This is a genomic window from Leeuwenhoekiella palythoae, assembly GCF_020310025.1.
In the GTDB taxonomy this organism is placed as follows: domain Bacteria; phylum Bacteroidota; class Bacteroidia; order Flavobacteriales; family Flavobacteriaceae; genus Leeuwenhoekiella; species Leeuwenhoekiella palythoae.
The window spans coordinates 3,267,794-3,291,935 of sequence record NZ_CP084318.1 but is presented as its reverse complement, the minus strand read 5'-3'; the positions used below and the strand labels follow the sequence as shown (position 1 = coordinate 3,291,935).

General features: G+C 39.9%; 17 protein-coding genes. 8 read left to right on the top strand and 9 right to left on the bottom strand.

Translation table 11 applies throughout. From position 1 onward, the window contains the following. Positions 1 to 15: 15 nt before the first annotated feature. The 3 genes from LDL79_RS14030 to LDL79_RS14020 all read left to right on the top strand — a co-directional run bounded on the left by LDL79_RS14030 (position 16) and on the right by LDL79_RS14020 (position 2,994). The gene (locus tag LDL79_RS14030; protein WP_225598156.1) at positions 16 to 1,038 is read left to right on the top strand and encodes a COX15/CtaA family protein; all 1,023 of its coding nucleotides are present in this window, start codon (positions 16 to 18) and stop codon (positions 1,036 to 1,038) included. 301 nt (positions 1,039 to 1,339) lie between these two features. After that, complete coding sequence (locus LDL79_RS14025) at positions 1,340 to 1,864, top strand: IS1096 element passenger TnpR family protein (protein ID WP_225598155.1); 525 nt, start codon at positions 1,340 to 1,342, stop codon at positions 1,862 to 1,864. Positions 1,865 to 1,935: 71 nt separating this feature from the next. After that, complete coding sequence (locus LDL79_RS14020) at positions 1,936 to 2,994, top strand: nucleoid-associated protein (RefSeq protein WP_072979560.1); 1,059 nt, start codon at positions 1,936 to 1,938, stop codon at positions 2,992 to 2,994. 62 nt (positions 2,995 to 3,056) lie between these two features. Here LDL79_RS14020 and uvrB read toward each other — a convergent pair whose 3' ends face one another. The 4 genes from uvrB to LDL79_RS14000 all read right to left on the bottom strand — a co-directional run bounded on the left by uvrB (position 3,057) and on the right by LDL79_RS14000 (position 9,762). Beyond that, entirely contained in the window at positions 3,057 to 5,057 is a 2,001-nt protein-coding gene (gene uvrB, locus LDL79_RS14015) for an excinuclease ABC subunit UvrB (RefSeq protein ID WP_225598154.1), read from the bottom strand. A gap of 118 nt (positions 5,058 to 5,175) precedes the next feature. Further along, positions 5,176 to 7,896: a T9SS type B sorting domain-containing protein gene (locus LDL79_RS14010; protein ID WP_225598153.1), complete on the bottom strand. Its 2,721-nt coding sequence runs from the start codon at positions 7,894 to 7,896 to the stop codon at positions 5,176 to 5,178. A gap of 129 nt (positions 7,897 to 8,025) precedes the next feature. Next, positions 8,026 to 8,856 carry an ABC transporter permease gene (locus tag LDL79_RS14005; protein WP_225598152.1) on the bottom strand — a complete coding sequence of 277 codons (831 nt, stop codon included), beginning with the start codon at positions 8,854 to 8,856 and terminating at the stop codon, positions 8,026 to 8,028. A gap of 6 nt (positions 8,857 to 8,862) precedes the next feature. After that, entirely contained in the window at positions 8,863 to 9,762 is a 900-nt protein-coding gene (locus LDL79_RS14000; RefSeq protein WP_225598151.1) for an ABC transporter ATP-binding protein, read from the bottom strand. Positions 9,763 to 9,900: 138 nt separating this feature from the next. Here LDL79_RS14000 and LDL79_RS13995 point away from each other — a divergent pair, with 138 nt between their 5' ends. Further along, the gene (locus LDL79_RS13995) at positions 9,901 to 10,974 is read left to right on the top strand and encodes a hypothetical protein (RefSeq protein WP_225598150.1); all 1,074 of its coding nucleotides are present in this window, start codon (positions 9,901 to 9,903) and stop codon (positions 10,972 to 10,974) included. On the opposite strand, the gene LDL79_RS13990 is transcribed toward LDL79_RS13995, so the two are convergent. Continuing rightward, positions 10,971 to 11,795, bottom strand: a complete 825-nt coding sequence (locus tag LDL79_RS13990) for a sialate O-acetylesterase (protein ID WP_225598149.1) — start codon at positions 11,793 to 11,795, stop codon at positions 10,971 to 10,973. The genes LDL79_RS13995 and LDL79_RS13990 overlap by 4 nt on opposite strands. Positions 11,796 to 11,803: 8 nt before the next feature. Beyond that, positions 11,804 to 13,615, bottom strand: a complete 1,812-nt coding sequence (locus tag LDL79_RS13985; RefSeq protein ID WP_225598148.1) for a glycoside hydrolase family 15 protein — start codon at positions 13,613 to 13,615, stop codon at positions 11,804 to 11,806. Positions 13,616 to 13,721: 106 nt separating this feature from the next. On the opposite strand from LDL79_RS13985, the gene LDL79_RS13980 reads away from it, so the two are divergent. The 4 genes from LDL79_RS13980 to LDL79_RS13965 all read left to right on the top strand — a co-directional run bounded on the left by LDL79_RS13980 (position 13,722) and on the right by LDL79_RS13965 (position 19,656). Beyond that, entirely contained in the window at positions 13,722 to 15,926 is a 2,205-nt protein-coding gene (locus LDL79_RS13980; RefSeq protein ID WP_225598147.1) for a bifunctional alpha,alpha-trehalose-phosphate synthase (UDP-forming)/trehalose-phosphatase, read from the top strand. A gap of 127 nt (positions 15,927 to 16,053) precedes the next feature. After that, positions 16,054 to 17,403 (top strand): M28 family peptidase, encoded by a 1,350-nt coding sequence (locus tag LDL79_RS13975; protein ID WP_225598146.1) that lies wholly within the window; start codon positions 16,054 to 16,056, stop codon positions 17,401 to 17,403. Between the two features lie 49 nt (positions 17,404 to 17,452). Beyond that, positions 17,453 to 19,078, top strand: coding sequence for a M1 family metallopeptidase (locus tag LDL79_RS13970; protein WP_225598145.1), 1,626 nt, complete (start codon positions 17,453 to 17,455; stop codon positions 19,076 to 19,078). Positions 19,079 to 19,080: 2 nt separating this feature from the next. Then, positions 19,081 to 19,656 (top strand): YdeI/OmpD-associated family protein, encoded by a 576-nt coding sequence (locus LDL79_RS13965; RefSeq protein WP_225598144.1) that lies wholly within the window; start codon positions 19,081 to 19,083, stop codon positions 19,654 to 19,656. A 66-nt stretch (positions 19,657 to 19,722) separates the two neighbouring features. Here the strand turns inward: LDL79_RS13965 and LDL79_RS13960 are convergent, their stop codons facing one another. The 3 genes from LDL79_RS13960 to LDL79_RS13950 are packed head-to-tail and all read right to left on the bottom strand — an operon-like array spanning position 19,723 to position 24,122. Continuing rightward, positions 19,723 to 20,907 carry an aldose epimerase family protein gene (locus tag LDL79_RS13960; RefSeq protein ID WP_225598143.1) on the bottom strand — a complete coding sequence of 395 codons (1,185 nt, stop codon included), beginning with the start codon at positions 20,905 to 20,907 and terminating at the stop codon, positions 19,723 to 19,725. Between the two features lie 18 nt (positions 20,908 to 20,925). Beyond that, the gene (gene araA, locus LDL79_RS13955; RefSeq protein WP_225598142.1) at positions 20,926 to 22,437 is read right to left on the bottom strand and encodes an L-arabinose isomerase; all 1,512 of its coding nucleotides are present in this window, start codon (positions 22,435 to 22,437) and stop codon (positions 20,926 to 20,928) included. Between the two features lie 35 nt (positions 22,438 to 22,472). After that, positions 22,473 to 24,122 (bottom strand): solute:sodium symporter family transporter, encoded by a 1,650-nt coding sequence (locus LDL79_RS13950; RefSeq protein WP_072979587.1) that lies wholly within the window; start codon positions 24,120 to 24,122, stop codon positions 22,473 to 22,475. Positions 24,123 to 24,142 lie beyond the last annotated feature (20 nt).

Here is a 24,142-nt window from a genome sequence, read left to right as displayed (position 1 = left end):
AATACGTTTAAAATCGTGTATAGAAAATCTATTATTGTTGCTCTGGTTCTGATTTATCTGGTTATAATTGCCGGAGCTGTAGTACGAATGACCGGTAGCGGAATGGGTTGCCCCGACTGGCCAAAATGTTTCGGATACATCATTCCTCCTACTTCTGCAACTGAATTAGAATGGACTCCCGGAAGAACCTATGAAAAGGGTCAGGTGATCATTGTTGAAGAAACCTTGCGCGTGGCAAAATCAGACTTCACTACTACTGAAACCTTCAATCCTCAAAACTGGAACGGTTACGAAAAACACGATTATGCCATTTTTAATCCGTGGCACACGTGGATTGAGTATATCAATCGCCTATGTGGAGCGCTCGCCGGATTGGCATTTTTAGTGATGCTGGGTGCTGCAATTTTTAAAGAACGTAAGCGTAAGCGCATCTTACTTTCCCTTTTTGCAGTATTCCTCATCGGTTTTCAAGGATGGGTTGGGGCAACTGTGGTCTACTCTGTGCTTTCTCCAGTGCGCATCACGATTCATATGGTGATCGCCCTGCTCATTGTGGCGCTATTGATTTATATGCTCTATGAATCGTCTAAAATCAAACACAAGTATACGTTTGACAAGGCGTTTAGAAATGGAATGAGTATCGCTATTGTACTTACAATGATCCAGATTATACTGGGTACTCAGGTACGGCAGCATATTGATGAGCAAGTAGATCTTGTAGGCTATGCTGCAAAAAGTTTGTGGCTAGATAATCCTGAAATCACTTTTTACATTCACCGCTCCTTCTCTATTATCGTATTTCTCTTGAATGCGTGGTTGTTTATACGCACTAGAAAATTGAATCTAGGACACCGCAGTTTCAATTGGGTGGTTCTTTTAATTTTAATCGAAATTGCGACCGGAGTATTGATGAATTATTTTGAATTTCCATTTTTGACGCAGCCGATACATTTGGTTGTCGCTTCGGTTTTATTCGGAATTCAATTCTATATTCTGCTTACAGCAACTCGAAAAGAAAAAAGTATAGACATTGCTTAAGCTTTCGGCTAAATTGTATATTCGCCGCCCTTTTTTTAGATAAACCATCAAGGGCAGCTTTATGAAACATTGCTTGGAAACTAGTTTTCAATTTCGAGTCGTCCCTGAGCTATAAGGAAGAAGAATTAGTAAACCCTCTGACGGTTGCAACAAAAAAGCTTTTGGCTGAAAATCATGAAATTTGCTCATTTTTTTTCGGCCTGTATATTTAAAAAACACACTTAATAATTAAGAAAATAGATTTTAGTTATTTACTGCTATTACCTATTTTGAAGTTATAAATTTGCCTAAAAATAAGCTTATGATTTATCGTTTCCGCGTCATCCTGGATACTGAAGAAGATATCTTCAGAGACATTGAAATCGAACAGCAAGCCACTTGCGAAGATTTTCATAATACCATCACGCAAAGTTTTGGATTTGATGGCACCGAGATGGCTTCATTTTACATCAGTGATGATGAATGGCGTCAGGGCGAAGAAATTCCGCTTTTTGATATGAGCGAGTCTGATTTGCCCTTGCGTATGATGAATGAGACCTTGCTCGAAGATGTACTTTCTGAAGATCAAACACGTCTAATCTACGTGTATGACTTTTTAAATTTGTGGACGTTTTTTGTTGAATTGGCTGAAATTGCAGAACCTCAGGACGGAGTTTCTTACCCTAATTTGATGTATGTACACGGTCAGATTCCTGCAGAAGCGCCACCGGCAGATTTTTCTGGAGACGAAGATGATTTTGATGAGGACGCCCCTTTTGCTGATGATGACGATGATTACGATATTGAAGATTATGAAGGTCTGGACTTTGATGAAAACTGGAATTAAGTGCAATTTCTATTAGATTTTACACCCAGACATCTCCTTTTTTAGCTTCTAAAATCTAAACAAACACCACAATGATCAACTTATATTCGGCTCAGATCGAGTCGCTTTCAATACATAGAATTGGCAACAAAAGCCGTAATGAAGGTGCTTTTTTATCTAAAGAACGGTATCACCTCAATGATGAGATCACCCCATTGATCAAGGAGTTTTTCTTTAAACCTTTTCGGGATAAAGAAGAGAATTACTATCAGTTTGTACACGAAGCTGATCTAGAATTTCACTCGTTATCTAACCTTGCTGCATCGCTTTTTAACGATCCCAGACAATCTCACGAGATTTCTATAGAGATCGCTAAATTATTGTACGAGCAATCCAGTCACCCGCATATCAAACCCGGTGAAGTTTATGTCGCACATATTGAAAATGCGATGATGGATAATGAAAAGGTTGATGCTATTGGTATTTTTAAATCTGAGCTTAAACAAGATTTTCTGCAGTTTCAAGAAGGAGAAACCAACCTGCAAATGCATCTGGAACAAGGTGTAAATCTGAGCAAACTAGACAAAGGTTGCCTCATTTTTAATAAGAATGCTGAAAATGGTTACAAGATTCTTTCTATAGACTCCAACCGATATGATACTAAATACTGGCTAGAGAACTTCTTAGGCGTTGACATTCTCGCTGACGAAAACTTTTACACCAAAAAGTATTTAAAGTTCTGTCAGGATTTTGCTAAAGACGTGGTGTTGCCTGCTGAAGATAAAAAAGAAGAAGTGATGTTTATGAACCGTGCAGTGAATCACTTTGCCAAAAATGACGAGTTTGTAGAGCAAAACTTTATGAACGAAGTAATGGAAAATCCGGCGCTGATCCCTGAGTTCAATAATTATAAAATGGAGAAGGCTCCGAAATATAAAATTGAAGATCTAACTACATTTCCTATTTCAAACACTGCCGTTAGTGGCGCGCGCAAACGCATTAAAAGTGTAATCGAGCTCGACACTAACGTTCAGATCAAGCTAGATTTTGTGAACCCTGAAAGTGCTGAGAAGTTCGTAGAAAAGGGTTGGGATGAAGAACGCCAGATGTACTATTATCTGGTTTATTTCAATAAAGAACAAAAGAGTTAGACAACTGTTTACTGTAAACATAAAAGCCGAATCTATTCAGATTCGGCTTTTGTGTTTTATGATTATCCCAGTTCCTTTACTTGCTCTTGATAACTTTTAATACGGTCGCGTAGTTTTGCAGCTTCCATAAAGTCAAGTTCTTTTGCTGCTGCTTCCATTTGCTTGCGTGTATCTCGTATGAGCTGCTCTAATTTAGGTTTACTCATATACGCAGTATCGGGCTCGGCGGCCATATTCGTCAGCTCTTCAGCCTCAAACTTGAACTTCTCTTTTTTGGCAAGAGCATTATCCAAGGACTTCTTAATCGCCATTGGTTTAAGTCCGTGCTCTTCATTGTAAGCTATCTGTTTCTGACGACGATATTCTGAAGCATCTATGGTTTCTTGCATACTCTGCGTAATCTTATCTGCATACATTATCGCCAGACCATTGATATTTCGAGCTGCACGACCAATGGTTTGCGTCAACGATCTATTGCTACGCAGAAAGCCCTCCTTATCAGCATCTAGAATGGCTACGAGAGAAACTTCCGGAAGGTCCAAGCCTTCTCTTAAAAGGTTCACACCTACCAAAACATCAAAGATTCCCTTACGCAGATCAGACATAATTTCTACACGTTCCAGCGTATCTACATCAGAGTGAATGTAGCGCGTTCTGATATCCACACGCGTCAAATATTTGGTTAATTCTTCGGCCATGCGCTTGGTGAGCGTGGTGACTAGAGTACGCTCATCTTTTTCTACGCGCTTCTGAATTTCTTCGATCAAATCATCGATCTGATTCAAACTTGGGCGCACTTCAACCACCGGATCCAGCAGGCCTGTTGGTCTAATAATTTGCTCTACATAGGTTCCTTCAGACTTTTGTAATTCGTAATCAGCGGGAGTCGCACTCACATAAATCACCTGATTCTGCAATGCCTCAAACTCTTCAAATTTCAACGGACGGTTGTCCATCGCAGCCGGAAGCCTGAATCCGTATTCTACCAGATTTTCCTTACGGCTTCGGTCGCCCCCATACATTGCGCTAACTTGAGAAACCGTTACGTGACTTTCGTCAACGACCATCAGATAATCATCAGGAAAATAATCAAGCAGGCAGAAGGGTCGCGTACCCGGTTCTCTTCCGTCTAAATAGCGCGAATAGTTCTCGATACCGCTACAATAACCCAATTCTCTGATCATTTCGAGATCAAAATTGGTTCGTTCTTCCAAACGTTTGGCCTCAAGATGCTTTCCTATTTCTTTAAAATAATCCACCTGCTTGACCATATCAAAACCAATCTGATCTATGGCGTTTTGCAACACATCCGGACTCGTAACAAACATATTTGCCGGATAAATATTCAGACGATCGTACTTCTCTAAAACCTCGTTGGTCGTCACATCGAAAGCTTCGATCTCCTCGATCTCATCACCAAAAAAATGCACTCTAAATGCGTGATCATCATATCCCGGGAAAATATCAACCGTATCTCCTTTTATGCGGAAATTTCCCCGGTTAAATTCTGCTGTGGTTCTACTGTAGAGACTTTGAACCAATCGTTTTAAAAGCTGCGTTCGTGAGATCACCATATCGCGCTCCAAAGCGATCACATTTTTTTGAAATTCCACAGGGTTACCGATACCGTACAAGCAAGAAACCGAAGCCACTACGATAATATCACGGCGTCCCGAAAGTAAAGACGAAGTGGTGCTCAAACGCAGTTTTTCGATCTCTTCATTGATGGATAGATCTTTCTCAATATATGTTCCTGAAGTTGGGATATACGCTTCCGGTTGGTAATAATCGTAATAGGAAACAAAATACTCAACAGCGTTATTCGGAAAAAACGCTTTAAACTCACTATACAACTGTGCTGCCAAGGTTTTATTATGAGCCAAAACCAAGGTTGGTTTCTGTACTTCTTGCAACACATTAGCCACCGTAAAGGTTTTACCACTACCCGTTACCCCTAACAAGGTCTGATAGCGTTCGCCGGCATCAATGCCTCCCACCAATTGCTCGATCGCACTGGGTTGATCTCCCGTTGGTTTAAATTCTGATTGTATATTGAATTTCAAAATATATCTGATTTGCGTGCTTGAATGCACGATTTTAGGAAAAAGTAATCCTGTAAAATTAAACTATTTAAAAGTCAGAGTAAAGCTTGTAATTCTTAGGATTCCCTTAAAATTAGCTTTAGCGTTTAAGCGTAAAATGAGATTTGAACAGGCGCCCGTCTTCGAGTAGTACACTGAACCAGTAATCATCTGCAGGTAAGTTGGTACCACTAAAAGTGCCATCCCAACCTTGTCCTAGCGGATTCAATTCTTTAAGCAATTTTCCGTATCTGTTAAAAATACGAATTACGGTACCGGGCTGAACCATTGCGTTAATTCCCTGCACTTGCCAGAAGTCATGGTAACCATCACCGTTAGGCGTAAAATATTTTGAAAAGCCAATGATGCTAAATTCCTGCGCTATTGCAGTACATCCATTCTTAGAGCGCACATACAGGGTATGAAATCCCGGCGCAAGACCGTCAAAATATAGATCGTCTTGATACGGGCCTATTTCGTCATCTAAAGCGACTTCATATGCGCCATTCCCCGAAAGGGTGATCGTAGCCGTGTTGTTTTCGGTTGCATCAGTCACCTCGATATTTTCTATGATCGGTATTTCTTCTTCTACAATGGTTATGGTTGCCTCTCTGTAGCAGCCGGTATTTACATCTGTCACACGCAGTGTATGATCTCCCGGTAAATTAGTTTCAAGATAAGGTGTACTTTGTCCTTCCGGGAACCACTCATAGCTGTATGTTCGGGATGCATCGAGATTAGTATAATCGGGACTATAGGTTTGGGTTTCCGGAAAAGAAGCGGCACAATATATCGCTTCAGAATCTAATGAAAAATCAGGTCGAGGTATTAGGTTCAACTCTACCGTGCTAATCGCAAAACACGCATTATTGTTCTCCACGCGTGCAAAGACAGTCTCATTATATGCTGTCTGATTGGTATACAATTGTGGAAGCTCTAAAGCTGAATCTTCAAGCAAAGCTGCTTCTTCTGTGGGGTAATAATGAACATCATAACTGCCGGTTAGTGCGCCTAAAACTTGTGCATCTGCCTGAGAAAGATCAAACTCGGCATAGCCGGTATCATTTAAATCACATCCCTCAAGAAGTGCAGTGTTTGCGGTAGTACTACTAACTTGCAAGTCAATTGTATTTATGATAGAACAACCAGCCGGATTGGTGATCCGTGCATAGACGGTTTCAACGGGCGTGGTATTCTCATAACCTATGGGATCAATCGGATTGCTGCTAGTGTTCGCATCTTCAATCGTCTGGTAGTAAGCTACTTCAAAAGTGGTATCGCCACCGGTAAGCGTGCTTTCAACTTCGGTAAGGTTGAATATACTTAAACCATCTGCGGAAGCAGCATCTTCGCATTGTATTAACGAAACCCCAGAAACTGTTGGCGGATACGCATAGTACGTAACTTCTGCCACCCCTACTTTTTCACAACTACCGTCATTAGGGTCTAAACGAAATTCATAAGTTTCTGTATATGGTAAGCTTGCTGCGACCGGCTGTCGTATAGACAGCTGATTGCTTGTGGCCCCCGGAATGAGCACGTCATCTCGATACCAAGAATACGATGCTCCTGAAACCGGATCATAACCCAAAACGTAATTATCACCATCACAAAGCGATAATTCTGTTGAACTAAGGTCATTTTGAATAATGTCTAATTCATTAAACAATGACTGGTTAAAAGGCGGCAATCCCTGATAACTGATGCCACTGCCTAAATTCACTGCACGATCATTATAACTTGCCGCAAGCCCTGCCGCATTGGGATTTTCAATAGCTCCTAAATAGTTGAGTCCTTCGGTGTAAGATGCGCTCAGCGCTCTATAAATTTTACCATTAGGCGCGAGTTGCAAACTTCCTCTAAAATATCCGCTTTCATTTAAAGAAACTTGACTGCCACTGATGTTAGCAGCTTCTAGATCATACTGAATCAATGAGGAAAAATGATTTCCCGCTCCTAGTTCAGTATCAGCATTGTTTGAACTTGCTGAATATAAATATTGATTATTGGGTGAAAATTCAACGCCGTAGGCAGCATAATTACTTCCGTTAATCGTTAGGCGTTGTGTATTGAATACTTGACCACTTTCTGAGTCAAATTCGGCTAAATACAAACCATCTGAAGCGTTAGCAATCGCAAGCTTGGTCCCATCTGGAGAAAACTTCAAATTTCCTCTGGGATCATTGGAGTTAAAACCGGCATTAGAACGCACCGCAGTTGTGTTTAACCCGGCTGAACTTAGCTGGTAAGCATAAAACGTATTAACTGTGGTTTGCGTACCCGATGCCGATGATAAGGTAACTAACCACACGCTGTTATCATCACAACTTTTAATTACAGCGCTTAACTTTTCAGCAGCATAGTTTAAAAGTCGAGTATTTTTATCTCTAACTATTCCATCAGGATTTGCAGTAAAATCGACTATAGAATAATTAACTCCTTGATGCACCTCTCCTACGCGTGTTACGGCATCTACGGTAAAAATGTAATAGATCCCAGGCGTATCGGGTTGCGGTATTATAAGTGCTGATTGTGTGCTTGAAGAATTGCCAAAAAGACCGGTCCCGTTTTGTAAAATACTGTGATCGCTACCATAAACGGTTGATCCATCGGTATAAAACAATAAGTTTCCGTCATCATCAGAAATAGATGCACAGCCTTCTAAGGTATACAAGCTACCATCGGTTAATGCTCTTGGTGTCCCGGAACTAAAATTTAAACCTGCACCGCCGCCAAAATACCAGTTATTCGCTTGTCCTTGAGATCGGGCAACACTCCCCAGTAGCAGTCCTATAAGTCCAAAAAGTATAAGTTGGCGCATTAACTCAATTCCTGATTAATTAAATAGGACCACAATTTAATGTATTAAAAATGCTTACCGAAGAACTATCGATATATCTTATATTTTTTCGGTTTAAGCTGAAAATGCTTTTGAGGAACGCTTCGATTTCTAAAGGTCACGTTTCATCAATAATCTATAGGCGCCGTAGATAAACAAGAAAATCCATACCGAAACTATACCAACTTCATACCAATGCACCGCGTAATCTATTTGAATATCTGCCTGTAATTGATTTGCGGCAGTCTCAATAAAATTCAACCGTTGAAAAGGTAAATTGATCAGATTTTTCATCGCTTCCAACGGAAAGAATTGCACGATTGCATCTGCTGTTTCAGCATTTATTTGCCAACGTAGAATTCCGTAAAGAATGTTTTCAAAGATCCACCACACAAATAAAAAACCTAACGCGAACGCCGAACGTTTCACTAAAACCCCCAAGAAAAGGCAGAATGAAAAGAACCCTACCAGCTTGAAGAAGTATGCCAATAAAAATTCCATCTCTCGGGTAACGATGCTAAATTCAGTATAATCAGAAAACGAGTAGCCCAAGATCAATGTCATCACAAAAATGAACAGCGTAGATAAAGCAGCAAATGCGATCACCGTATAAAACTTAGACAGCATAAATTCTTTCTTGCTCAAGCCATCAATTAAATTTTGCTTGAGCGTTCTGTTGCTATATTCATTAGAAATCATAGATACGATCACGATCGCCAGGAAAAACTTTAGCGTAGCCGCAACCCAAGTATTAAAATGCCAGATAAAAGGGAAATTAAAAATCCCCTGATCTGCAATACGAATCTGAAAATCGCCCATATTAAATTCTATCGAAGCGATAAGTGCAATAAAAGATAAGATCACAAAATAGGCGATGCTCAGTACTTTTGAAGAGCGACTGTGTTTTAATTTGTAAAATTCTATAGTGAGTAATCGTAGCATAAAATCTTAGTTAAGGTTGGCAGTAAGTTGTAAAAATTGTTCTTCAAGACTTTCTTTCCGCTTGACTAAATGGGAAAGCACAATGCCTTGTGTAAAAAGAAGCGTATTGAGTTCTTCGGCTGTAAGCGGATTTTCCAAAAATGCGGTTACGAGTCCGTTTTCTTCTTTTACTGAAGCAAAATCTTGGTGACGTTCTAGAACTTGAATAAGCTCAGTTTGCTTTTCACAACGCAATTCAAAGAAGCCGTGACTTGCGTTCAACTCATCTACCGGTCCTGCATACAGTTTCACTCCTTTTCTAATGATCACGACATGCGAACACACTTTCTCAACCTCATCCAGTAAATGTGAAGCGAGCAAAATCGTGGTACCACCACTAGCGATGTTCTTTATGATCTCTCGTATTTGGTGAATTCCCTGAGGATCTAAACCATTTGTTGGTTCGTCTAAAATTAAAATCTCAGGATCATTTAAAAGCGCTGAAGCGATTGCCAAACGCTGCTTCATTCCCAAAGAAAATGTACTGAATTTACTGTCCTTACGATCCAGAAGGTGAACGATCTCTAGCTTTTCTTCAATCTTACTTGGATCAACATCTTTAATGGTGCACACCAACTCCAAATTTTGAGCAGCGGTCATATACGGGTAAAAATTAGGACGCTCGATGATCGCTCCTACTTTTTTAAGCGCATTGTGGGTGGTGTCACTTCCGTCAAACCATTTAAAGGTTCCCGAAGTTGCATTAACCACATTGAGTACCATTCCTAAGGTTGTTGATTTCCCACTTCCGTTTGGGCCTAAAATGCCGTAAACATTGCCTTTTTCAATAGTAAAACTCAGGTCGTTTACCGCTTTAACCTTTCCGTAATGTTTGGTGAGATTATTTAGTGTAAGAATTGTTTCCAAAAGCGTATTTTTAGAATTAACGTTCCCTAACAAGACGGTTTAGCTTATGTTTTGTTACATCACATTAGTACCTTTACATCAGAATCACGTTAGAAAATCAGTAGTTTTTCTTTATCAAATTCATCAAAATTGCCTGCTATGGAAGATAAATTAATGTCTCGTAAAAAGCCTACGTATCCCATTGGAGAACGCTTAGAAGAGTATTTGAACAAATACAATCGTTTGACGCAAATACCTGTTTTTTATGACGACCTTTTGCGGTTTTCCGGCGGAATAAATATATATGATAAAAATGATAAAGACACTTTATGGATCAGTGTCTACTACCCGGAACACGAACGTAAAGAAATTGAAGAAAGCCTAAAACGCGTGTATGCGATTTTACATTCTGACGGAAACGAGAATGTGCTTCCTTTTTTAAGTGTGACAGCGATTGATTATTGTACGTTTGGAAACTCGAAGCCTTTCCGTATAAAAGTCAATAATATTTTTAATGATAACTACACCTATTTTTACGTAAAAAAAGCTGACGCCAGTCGTATTTATGGACTGGATCTCGAGCATATTTTATCACCTAACCGTATTAACTTTTTGGTCTATAAAGACACCTTAATCGAAGAACATATCGTGGGTATTCCCGGAGATGTTTTTATTTCTGATTATCTCGAAGAATGTGATGATGTGGGTAAAGCGCAGTTGGCTAAAGAATTTGTAAAGTTTAATGAACGTTGTATGATCTTGTTATTGGGAGATATGCGCTCGTATAATTATGTCGTGATCCCAACCCACGACTTTGATCATATTAAATATAAAATACGCGCTATAGATTTTGACCAGCAAGCTTACGAAGGAAATTTTAAAGTCTACAAGCCGCACATTTTTAAGGAAAACTTCAGAATGGTTGAGTTAGTTTCTAACCGCCTACGCGATAAATCTATTGAGCAATATCGTGAGGAAGAACGTGCGGTTCTCGCTAAGAGAATTATCACTTCAAAAAACAGACTACGCCGACTTTTAAAATGTATGACGCACGATAACATTTCTACCGAAGAAAATCTGAAAGAATTACGCAGTCAGTTGTACGATTACACTATGGATATGAAATTTAAACGGGCCAAGTCTATGGGACAAATCGTAAAAACGGCTTTAGCCTTTGTTAAACGAAACTACGAAGATGTAAGTATGAAGCGTATTATGGAGGCGAGATACTAATTAATAAGATTAACGTATTCTTGGTAATAACGTCGTCCTAATTCTCTTTGACCTGAAGCATCGTAATGAATCTCATCAACTTCGTTATTATTTTTTTCAATTACGAAAGGTAAGTTTGGATCAACATAACCTACGTTTTTAATTCTCAATCTTGTGTTCTGTAAAATTAATTGTTGATCTATTCTCTTCTGGTTTTTATTCACCCAGTAAGGAACCATTCCTCCTAGAATAAATGGTAACTCTTTATCTCCCAAATCTTCTCTGATATCTTCTATAAAATGATCTAAATTTCCCTGAAAGTTTGATTGGCCAACATCTGATTCTCCTTGATGCCATAAAACAGCGAGTAATCTATTATTTGAATTTTTCTTTAGAAGATAATTTACTCGCATTACAGCATCCTCATACAAATAGTCTCCTTTATTCCATTGATTTGCCCTAAAACTACTTCCACCATAACCACACGGAACGAGTAAAACTTTATTTTTAGATAACTTACTATTAACAAGCTCTTTTGCGAAAGTTAAACCAAAACCTATTTTAGCATCACCTTTAGTATGATGGTCTAACGGTTCTATTGCTCCAATTAATTTTAGATCGTTATCCCCAAACCTTCCTAATTGATATATTGAATCATGGGGTGCGTCAGTAGATTTATCTAGACCTGACCCATAATGGGTGTTTGATTGGCCTGCAATTAATACAACATCAAAGGAGTCATCTTCAAGGTCAAGCGTTTTGAACTCATTAATGGTTCTATCATCAGAAGTGCAAGAATTAAAAACAACACAAAAAGTAATTAAGCCTAAAATTTTTTTCATATCACCTGCTAATACAAAATAGGTTTAAACTGTGTTTCTTCATCTTCATCCTGACCGTATTTTGCAAAATTGGTGGCTGTTTCTATCAAAGCCAAGTGAGAATACGCTTGAGGGAAATTCCCTAGTAAACGTTTCGTTTTAAAATCAATATCCTCACTGAACAAGCCTAGATGGTTGCTATACGACAACAACTGATCAAAGTACTTTATCGCTTTTTGCTTCTGTCCTACTTTATATAAACTATCAATAAACCAGAATGTGCAAATGGTAAAAGACGAACTCGGTTCACCGAAGTCATCTTCATTTTTATAACGGTACATCAAACCATCTTTGCAGAGTTCTCGTTCGGTGGCTTCTACGGTAGATACAAAGCGAGGATCTTTAGCGTCAATAAAGCCATATTGCTCCATTAGCAGTGTCGATGCATCCATATCTTTTGAACCGTAATACTGTGTGTAGGCCTGCATATCCTCATTCCAAGCGTTGTCATGAATTTCGTCGTGAATTTCCTTACGCAACACATCCCACTCTTCAAGATGGCGTCTTCGGTTTAAGACTTCAGCAATTTTAATGGCGCGGTCAACTGCCACCCAGCAAAGCAATTTTGAGAAGGTAAAGTGACGATCTTCGGTGCGCAATTCCCAAATTCCTTTATCGGGTTCTTGCCAATGACGCTTAACGATTTTTACAATTCCGAGAACCACCGTCCACAGCTCTTCGCTGTTTTCAAGTGTTGTTTCAAACTGAATGAATTGCTGATAGATCACTTCCATCAGAATTCCGTAGATATCATTTTGCTTTTGAACGTAAGCTGCATTACCAATACGTACCGGTGCCGAATTTTTATAGCCTGAAAGATGATCTAGAGTATGCTCTGTAAGTTCTTTTTCTCCATTGATACCATACATAATTTGCATTTTCTCATCTTTATCAGGAAGTGTATCTATAATAAATTGAAGAAAATTCTGTGCATATTTAGTATGTCCTAAATTAGAGATCACCCGAATTACCATTGAAGCATCACGCACCCAACAAAAACGATAATCCCAGTTGCGGACTTCGCCTATAGTTTCGGGTAATGAAGTAGTCGCAGCAGCGAGAACGGCTCCAGATTTCTCAAACGTAAGCGCCTTTAAGGTAAGCGCGCTACGCATAATTTCGTTTTGATATAAAGGATATTTTGTGGTCGCTTCACTCCAGTTCATCCAGTATACTTTAGTACGCTGAAACTTCAAATATGCACGGTCTAGCGTTTGCTCCATCAGTTTTTCATGATAAGACATCAAGAGAAAAGCATTGCCGTCCAGGGTTATTTCTTTCTTAGTGAGGATAACTTCCTTTTCTAGATTGGTATACAAATAAAGGGAATCGTATTTCCCTTCATTAGTATAACTTTCTATGTATTCCCCTTTGTTGACCGTGATGGTTTCGGTGCTGGCATATTCTAGTTTGGGATCGTAATTACACACAAATTTAGGCGCACCCTTAACTAATCGTATAAACCGAATAATGTCTGGTGGGGCGTAAAAAGAGCCGCTGCGCTTTTCATATCTAGGCATAAAATCAAACACCTCAAAAGCATCGGTACCATTATCGTACATCGTGCGTAAGATATTGGTTTGCCACATATATTGCTGGGTAATGGTATAAGCGTCACTGACCTCAAAACTCTGTGAACCTCCTTTTTCTTCATCTAAAAGTTTAGCAAAAACCGAAGGTGAATCAAAAATGGGCAGACAACACCAATCTAAAGAGCCTTTGTCTGAGATGAGTGCTGCACTCTTGCAGTTGCCTATAATTCCATAATTCAAATTGTCCATAAGGGAATAAAAATTCTAAAGTTCTATTAAACGTATAGCTTAACCGCTACGATTTTCCGAAATTTAAGCAATCACAAAAAATCTAACCCTCCGATTACCTGTTTTTATGAGTAAAACTATCATTATTTCAAATCGACTGCCTTTACAATTACAAATTGACAATAATACCATCAAAGCGACTCCAAGTGTAGGTGGATTAGCAACCGGAATGAAATCTGTACATAGAGACAGTAACGGTGTCTGGATCGGTTGGACCGGTCTGACCGAAGAAGAAACGCCAGAAGAACTGGTAGAGGAGGTTGTCGCTGCCGCAAAAAAAGAGCAATGTGTACCCGTCTCACTTACTGAAAAAGACATTGATGGTTTCTACTACGGTTTTTCTAACCGTACAATTTGGCCGTTATTCCATTACTTTATGGAATATACCGAGTTTGAGAAGGAAAGCTATCAAACCTATGTTGAGGTTAATAAAAAATATGCTAAAGTAGTTCTGGAGAACATCGAGGAAGGCGACACCGTATGGGTGCACGATTATCAATTAATGCTCTTGCCCGAGCTGATCAAAAAAGAGCGCCCCGATGTACAAATTGGATTCTTTTTACACATTCCGTTTCCTTCTTATGAGGTTTTTAGAACGCTCCCGTGGAGAGAAGAAATTTTAAAAGGTCTGCTTGGTTCAGACCTTATTGGTTTTCATACTTATGATTATCAGCGTCACTTTTTAAGTTCGGTATCGCGTATTCTGCGACAAGAAGTGAGTTTTAACGAGATTACCTTAAAAGACCGCATTGTCACAGTGAACTCCTACCCTATGGGAATTGACTATGAAAAATTTTCTGAAGCCGCTGCCAAGCACGATGCTGCTAAAAATCAGTCAGAGCTTCAGCGTCGCTTAGATTTACATATTGATTCGACTCCCGATGCAAAAATGATCCTATCTATAGACCGTTTAGATTACAGTAAAGGCATCGCAAATCGCATTCGCGCTTATGAATACTTTTTAGAAAAGTATCCGGAGTTCAAAGAAAAGGTGCGCTTGGTGATGCTGGCTGTACCCTCGCGGTCTAATGTTCCGCAGTATCAGTTGTTGAAAAAAGAAGTAGACGAACTCGTAGGACGAATTAACGGAAAATTTGCAACCGTAAGTTGGACGCCCATCTGGTATTTCTATCGTTCAATGCCTTTTGAAAATCTAATCGATTTATATACTACCTGTGATGTCGCATTACTGACACCGATTAGAGATGGAATGAATCTCGTTGCCAAAGAATATGTAGCTACCAGAACAGATAAAACGGGAGTACTTATTCTTAGTGAAATGGCCGGTGCTGCGCAAGAAATGAGCGAAGCTTTGATCATTAATCCGAATAACTTTGAAGAGATCGCCGATGCATTAAAACAGGCGATGGAAATGCCCGAAGCAGAACAGATCAAACGCAACAAATTCCTTCAAAAACGTTTAAAGCGCTATAATGTGGAGAAGTGGGCACACGACTTTATGCATTCTTTAGAAGACACCGCTCATAAATCTGATATTGTAAAAGCCATACGTATACGTACCGACCAGGAAGAAGAAATGTTCAACGCTTACAAAGCTTCACAAAAACGAATTTTATTTTTAGACTATGACGGGACTTTAAGAGGTTTTGTAAACAATCCGGAAGACGCAAGCCCTGATGAAGAACTACTTGAATTAATAAAAACCATTCACAGTCAAGAAAATACTGAGGTGGTGATCATTAGCGGTCGCGATCGCCATACGTTAGGAACTTGGTGGCAAGATGTGCCTATCACGCTCATCGCAGAACACGGCGTTTGGAAACGTCCCGTGGGCGGCGAATGGGCAGTAACAGAAAATCTTAAAAATGATTGGATGGAAACGGTGCGTCCTATTCTTGAGAAATATGTGGACCGCACCGCAGGTACATTTATCGAAGAGAAAAACTATTCATTGGCTTGGCATTATCGCAATGCCGATCCCGACTTAGGCGAAAAACGTGCTAGTGAACTTTCAACAGTATTGAAAGAACTTTCGGCAAACAACGAACTTGGAGTTCTTGACGGAAATAAAGTATTAGAAATTAAAGACAGTACCATTCATAAAGGGAAAGCAGTGACCAAGCATATTTTCGGTAAAGACTACACGTTTAAATTTGCGATAGGTGATGATTGGACTGATGAATACATGTTTCACGACCTTCCTGACGATGCATTTACGATCAAAGTGGGACTTCAAAAAACAGCAGCAAAATATTATGTAGACGATACCGACCGTGTACGAGACTTGCTTAAAAAGTTTGCTGCATCCTAGTAAACTAACTCAAGGCAGGCATAGGTGGTATTTCAGCCTTTGGTGATGCCAATAAATTAGCATAAATTTATCACGAGCAGTATTTTTTCTAATACTGCTCGTACTTTTTTTAACCCTAAATAACAATATGAAGTATCCTTTTACCCTCGCTTTTCTTTGCTGTTTCACAGCTTTATTTGCCCAAAACAATGTGCCTTCAGAAACAGATTTACGTATTTACAGCATCATCGATGCGGTTTCTGCAGATCGAATTGAAAAAGATGTACGCACGCTCGCCGGCTTTGGAACTCGAAATACCTTTAGCGATACCCTTAGTGACACCCGCGGCATTGGCGCGGCACGCCGCTTTATAAAAGCTGATTTTGAAAAAACATCTAAAAATTGTGGTGACTGCCTTGAAGTTTTTTATCAGAAAGATCTGGTAACTCCAAGTATGGGCAGCCGTATTCCAAAACAAACCTATGTGGTGAATGTTGTGGCAATTCAACGAGGAACAAAATATCCTAATCGGTTTATCATTATGAGTGGTGATATAGATTCTCGCGCGAGCGATGCAACCGATTTTACAACTGATGCTCCGGGTGCAAACGACAATGCAAGCGGAATGGCGGGCACTATGGAAGCTGCACGCGTTTTGTCTAAATACAAATTTGAAAACAGCATCATTTATGTTGGTCTGTCTGGTGAAGAGCAAGGCTTATTTGGTGGTAAAGGACTTGCAGATTATGCAATCGCACAAGGCTGGGATATCATCGGGATTCTAAATAATGATATGATAGGAAATATCAAAGGGGTAGACGGTGTGATCAGCAATCGCGATTTTAGAATTTTTTCTGAACCCGTTCCTGCAAATGAAACCGAAAATCAACGCAGGGCCCGAAGATTTTATGGTGGAGAAGTAGACGGAAATTCGCGCCAACTGGCACGCTATGTACATAAAAATGTAAAAGATTATATGCCGGAAATGAACCCGATGATGATCTATCGTTTAGATCGTTTTGGTCGCGGCGGACACCACAGACCTTTTAATGATCTGGGCTTCGCCGGAATTCGCATTATGGAAGCACACGAAAATTACACCCAACAGCATCAAGACATTCGCACGGAAAATGGCATCGCTTACGGGGATGTAGTTGAACACGTTAATTTCCCATACGCAGCAAAACTTACCGCTGTAAATGCGATCAACCTGGCTAGCTTAGCTTGGGCACCTCCCGCTCCAGAAACTGTTGAGATTGGTGGTATTGTAGAAGCTGATGTAAAACTCAAATGGAGTAAAGTAGACGGAGCTTTTGGTTATAAAATCTATTGGCGTGACACTACCTCTCCTACATGGGATCACAGCCGCTATGTGGGTGATGTTTCAGAAGTCACTTTAGACGGAATTGTAATTGACAATTCATTCTTTGGTGTTGCTGCTGTAGGTGCTAACGGTCACGAAAGTGTCGTGGTTTTTCCTAATGCTATTATGCGCTAATTTTCCATTTTTGGAACAACATTTGAATTACAGTTTTTAAATACTCAAAATGCATAAACTATTTTCAATGCTTTTAGGCTTCTTTTGCCTGACTGCATTTGCTCAAGAGCACCAATTCACACACCAAGACACCTTAAAAGGAAGTATTACGCCAGAACGGGCTTGGTGGGATGTCAGCCATTACGATTTAAAAGTGACTGTTGATCCTGACAATAAGTTCATTTCAGGTTCAAACACCATTACCTATAAAGTACTAGAGCCCTATCAAACCTTGCAAATTGATTTGCAAGAACCGATGAAAATTTTGAGCGCTACTCAAAACGACAAGAAATTAGCGCTCAAAAAAGATGGCGCAGCCTATTTTATTTCACTTCAGAAAGAACAGAAAAAAGAAGCTTCTAATAAAATAACCATAACATTTGAAGGCAAACCCGTAGAAGGAGCGCGCCTTCCGTGGGACGGTGGCTGGACCTGGCAAAAAGACGCCAAGGGTAAAGCCTTTGCAGCTAATGCTAATCAGGGTATTGGCTCTTCCATCTGGTGGCCTAATAAAGATATTCCTTATGATGAGGTTGAAGGTTTAGACTTATACATTACAGTTCCTAAGGGGTTGACTGCTGTAGGAAACGGTACATTGGTTGATTCTTCTTCAACTGCTGATAAGAATACGTTTCATTGGAGTGTTGAAAATCCTATCAATAGTTATGGCATAAGTGCTGACATTGCAGATTATGCGCATTTTTCAGAAACTTATAAAGGTGAGAAAGGTCCGCTTGACCTAAACTTTTATGTGCTTAAAGAAAATCTTGATAAAGCTCAAGAACAGTTTAAGCAGGTACCAATGATGCTCGAAGCTTTTGAGCATTGGTTTGGACCGTATCCGTTTTATGAAGATGGGTACAAATTGGTTGAAGTGCCTTATCTAGGAATGGAACATCAAAGTAATGTGACGTACGGAAACAAATATGAAAACGGCTATTTAGGCCGTGATCTTTCGGGTACCGGATGGGGTTTAAAATTTGATTTTATTATCATTCACGAAAGTGGTCACGAGTGGTTTGCCAACAACATCACCAATAAAGATGTTGCAGATATGTGGGTACATGAAGGCTTTACGGCATATTCTGAAAATCTATATCTGGATTATTTCTTCGGAAAAGAAGCTTCAGCAGATTATGTTATAGGAACCCGAAGCGCTATCCGTAACGATCGCCCTATTATAGGCACCTATGGGGTAGATCACGAAGGAAGCGGAGATATGTATTATAAAGGGGCTAATGTGCTGCACACCCTTAGACAACTCATTGAGGATGATGAAAAGTGGCGTGCGATTCTACGCGGATTGAATAAAGAATTTTATCATCAAACCGTTACCACCGCTCAGATTGAAAACTATATTAGCGAACAAAGCGGTATTGACCTAACGGAATTCTGGGAGCAATATTTACGTACAACGATGATTCCGGAGTTAGAATATTCTATTGAAGGGAACACGTTAAAATTCCGCTATGCGGATATAGTGGAAGGTTTTGATATGCCTATTCAAATTCACGTAAATGACCAGAAAGAATGGGTTTATCCTTCAGCTGAATGGAAAACCAAGTCCTTTGATGCGCCGATTACCGATTTTAATATTGATCGTAATTTCTATATCGAATTTGAAGAGATTAACTAGTAATGACCACACCCAAGCGTCCACTACTCTATTTTAAAAATGCCGAAGAATGGCGCGCCTGGCTGCATGAAAATCATGAAAGTGATACCGGAGTCGATCTTGTTTTCTACAAGGTGACCTCTGAACAACCCAGTATGCGCTGGGAAGAAGCTGTTCAAGTCGCAATCTGTTACGGCTGGATCGACAGCACCGTAAGAAAAATTGATGAAGACAGGCGCAAGCAATACTTCTGTAAGCGAAATGCAAAAAGCGTTTGGAGCGCTGTCAACAAAGCCTATATTGAACAGTTAGATCAAAAAGGCTTGATACACAATAGTGGTCATAAATCTATTGAAATTGCAAAAGAAAACGGTTCGTGGACGGCTTTAGACGATGTAGAAAACGGAATCATTCCGAACGATCTTCAAGCGGCATTTAATAACAATCCCAAAGCTTTTGAGAACTACGAGAATTTTGCCCGGGGTTATCGCAAGAGTTATTTGTATTGGCTCAATCAAGCTAAAAGAGAAGCAACACGGCAGAAACGTATTGAACAAATTATTGCCCTCTGCGAGCAAAATGTAAAGCAACGCGCGTAAACAACAAAAAGCCCAATGTAAATAACATTGGGCTTTTTCATCTAAACACAAATGCTTAACGCATTTTTATTTTACTGAAAACTTAAAGCTTGTAGTTGTGCTATACGTTTCTCCCGGTTTTAAAACAGTAGATGGAAATTCAGACTGGTTAGGTGAATCTGGGTAATGCTGTGTTTCTAAACAAAAACCACTTCTTAAAGCATAAGTACCTTCGCCTCCTTTTTGCGGTAAAGTCCCGTCTAAGAAATTTCCGGTATAAAACTGAATCGCAGGCTCTGTAGTCATCACTTCTAAGAATCTTCCACTACGTGGATCGTAAGCCGTAGCGGCTAAGTGCATCGCTCCGCTTTCGTCATTCAAAACCCAACAGTGATCATAACCCTGTCCTTTTTTAAGTTGATCATTTTCAGCATTAATTTCTGCACCAATGGCTTTCGCTTCGCGAAAATCAAAAGGTGTACCTTCTACAGCACGCAACTCCCCTGTTGGGATTAAAGTTTCATCAACCGGTAAAAAGCGGTCTGCATTCAACATAACTTCGGTATCTAAAATGGTATTGTTAAAATCCCCAGATAAGTTGAAATACGAGTGCTGAGTAAGATTTACAACCGTTGCCTTATCTGTAGTAGCCTCATAATCTACTTTAAGCGTATTGTCCGCCTGAAGTGTATAAACAACAGTAGTTTCTAAATTCCCCGGATAGCCTTGATCACCATCAGGACTCGTATAGGTCAACTTCAAGCCTACGTTGTCGCCGTCTTCAACTTCTTCTGCGGTCCAAACTACTTTATCAAAACCTTTTCCACCGTGCAGGCTGTTTGGTCCGTCGTTAGTTGGTAATTGATATTCTTCACCGTCTATAGAAAATTTGCCTTTAGCAATACGGTTTCCATAGCGGCCTATCAAAGCTCCAAAAAAGGTTGGATTTCCGGTTGTAGTATATTCCTCTAAAGTATCATAACCTAATACCACATCTTGAAATGTGCTATCTTGGCTAGGTGCCTTTAAGCTCGTAATTATACCACCGTAAGTGATGATATCAACTTCCATCCCATTAGCGTTAATAAGGCTGTATTTTTCAACAGCGATACTATCTGGCGTCATCCCAAAGTCTGACTTGGTAATGCTTGCTTCAGGCATTTCTGCCACCACAGCGGTTTCTTCTTTCTTCGGCTCATTTTTACAATTCACCATCGAAAGCGCCATTCCTAATACAACAGGAACAACTAAAAGATTTCTATTTAATTTCATAATTCGATTATTTAAAACTTACATACGATGCTGAAAGATATGATAATAAGCTTCGTTAGCATTTATCGTATCCTTAAAATCACGTACTCGGGTTTGATCGTCGATCACAAGTAATTCGATACCTGCGATATCGGCAAAATCTTCCATAAATTCTGTAGTTACCGCCTGGCTATACACCGTATGGTGTGCACCACCTGCGTGAATCCAGCTTGTTGCTGCGATGTCAAGGTTCGGTTTACAATCCCAAAGTACACGCGCTACCGGCAAATGCGGAAGATCTGCTTCCGGCTTAACGGCTTCAACTTCGTTTACAATTAGACGGAAACGGTTACCCATATCAACCAAAGAAGCATTGATCGCAGGTCCTGCCGGTGAATTGAACACCAAACGCGCCGGATCCTCTTTACCGCCAATTCCTAATGGATGTACTTCACATTTTGGTTTAGCATCAGCAATAGAAGGACAAATCTCTAACATATGTGAACCTAGCACGTAAGAACCTTGTGGTGTGAAGTGGTAGGTGTAATCTTCCATAAACGAAGTTCCTCCTTCAAGACCAATGGCCATCACTTTCATCGCACGCGTCAAGGCTGCTGTTTTCCAGTCTCCTTCTCCACCAAAACCGTAACCATCTGCCATAAGGCGCTGCGTAGCGATTCCAGGTAATTGTTTCAATTCACCAAGATTTTCAAACGTATCTGTAAACGCACCAAAACCACCTTCTTCTAAAAAGGCTCTCAAGCCCAATTCAATTTTTGCCGCATCAACTAAAGACTGGCGCTTCTCACCGCCTTCTTTAATAGAATCGTGCAACTCATATTCGGTTTCATAGGTTTTTAATAACGCATCAAGATCTTCTTGATTGATCTCATTGATCTTCGCCACAATGTCTGAAGAGTCAAATCCGTTTACGGTAAACCCAAAACGCATTTGTGCTTCTACCTTATCTCCTTCAGTTACTGCTACCTCGCGCATATTATCGCCAATACGTGCTACTTTAAGGTTTTGGAATTCATTCCACCCTAAAGCTACACGTGTAAATACGCCTAATTTTGTCTGCACTCGAGCATCTTGCCAGTGGCCTACAACAACCTTGCGCTTTTTACGCATACGCGACATCATAAAACCAAACTCACGATCACCGTGGGCAGATTGATTAAGATTCATAAAATCCATATCAATCTCGCCCCAAGGGATTTCTGCATTAAATTGTGTGTGTAAATGGCAGACAGGCTTTTGAAGAATATTCAATCCTTTAATCCACATTTTCGCCGGTGAAAATGTATGCATCCATAAAATTAAACCGATGCAATCTTTGTTACTATTTGCCTCAAGACATAAATCAGTGATTTCGGTTGGGGTAGTAACTAGATCTTTATAAACGATCTTAACTGGTACAGCCGCAGCGTCGTTAAGTCCTTCTGAAATTTTCTTAGAGTGATCTGCTACTTGCTTTAAAGCTTCCGCTCCATATAAATGTTGACTTCCGGTTACAAACCAAACCTCAAGATGATCCATGTTATAATTCATAATTTCTAATATAATGTGCTTTATTTAAATGTTGATTAGGAGAAATAAACGTAAATACTTACCACTGCGATACAAATCACAACGCCTGCCGGTTTTAAGTATTTCCAAGGGGTAATATCAACCTGGCGGGTGTATTCTTCAAGATAATCTGTTTGACGTGGAAAGAATTTACTCACGGTAAACAAGATGATAAGAACCAACACAAAGATGATTCCCATAATATGTAAGAAACTTGGGAACGCGTCTTTAGCGACCATTGCTAGTTCTGACGCATCAGTTACCCCAGAGAGTTCTGCGGCCGCTACTGCATTGCCGGCGATAATAGGTTTTACAACGTAAAGCGTGACCAGATACGTTACTACTGCAAAAACAATTGCGATATTGGCAGCTTTTCCTGAAACACGTTTGGAGAAATACCCAACCAAAATGATCGCAAGAATAGGTACACTAAACGAACCATTTAATTCTTGAAGATAGTTGAAAATACCACCTTCTACTCCGTAAAGTAAGGGTGCCAACGCCATAGAAAAAATGGCTAAAAAGATTCCGAAGGTTTTTCCTGCGCGTACCACTTGTTTTTCTGAAGCATTATTGTTGAAATACTGCTTATACAAGTCCAGACCAAATAAGGTTACAGAACTGTTTAGGGCCGAGTTGAACGAACTCAAGATCGCACCAAACAATACAGCTGCGAAGAATCCTACAAATGCTGTAGGTAGTACTGCTTTTACAAGCATTGGGTACGCTTCATCTGCATTGTCAAGGTTTCCGTTGAAATATTCAAAAGCAATTACTCCAGGCAGTACAACAATAATAGGACCTAATATCTTTACAATAGCTGCAAGGCATAAACCTTTTTGCCCTTCGGCTAAATTTTTTGCTCCCAGCGCACGCTGAATGATCGCTTGGTTGGTTCCCCAATAGTAGAAGTTCACGATAAGCATACCTGTGAATAAAGTAGTCCACGGCACAGACGAATTAGGTCCTCCTAGGATTTCAAACTTTTCAGGAAGATTAGTAGTTACAACATTCAATCCTTCAAAAACGCTTCCGTTACCAACAGCCATCAGACCGAAAACAGGAATTAACAAACCTCCTACGATCAGACCAACAGCATTAATCGAGTCAGAAACCGCAACTGCTTTTAACCCACCAAAAATGGCGTAAATAGATCCTATAAGTCCAATTCCCCATACGGTTACCCAAAGCGCAGCTTCGGGATCAAGTCCCATGCGCTCCGGAATATCAAACATCGTATTGATCGCTAAAGCTCCTGAATACAATACCGTTGGAAGCATCGAGATCGCATAAGCCATCAAAAACAGGATGGACACAATCGTTTTCGTAAGTTTTCCGTAGCGTTTTTCTAAAAATTGTGGAATAGTAGAAATTCCACCTTTCAAATATTTTGGGAGCAAAACAAAAGCCGTAAATACCATAGCCACAGCGGCAACGATTTCATAAGCTGCAATGAGTATTCCTTCGCTAAAACCTACCCCGTTTGTACCTATGATTTGTTCGGTAGAAAGATTGGTTAATAAAAGAGAACCTGCGATCACAGGTCCCGTAAGACTACGACCTCCCAGAAAGTATCCGTCAGAAGTTGTTTCATCAGTCTTACGCGAAGCGAAATAAGAAATAACCGCAACCAGAAGAGTAAACGCGGCAAATGTGATTAATCCCATAATTTGAAATTGTAATTGAT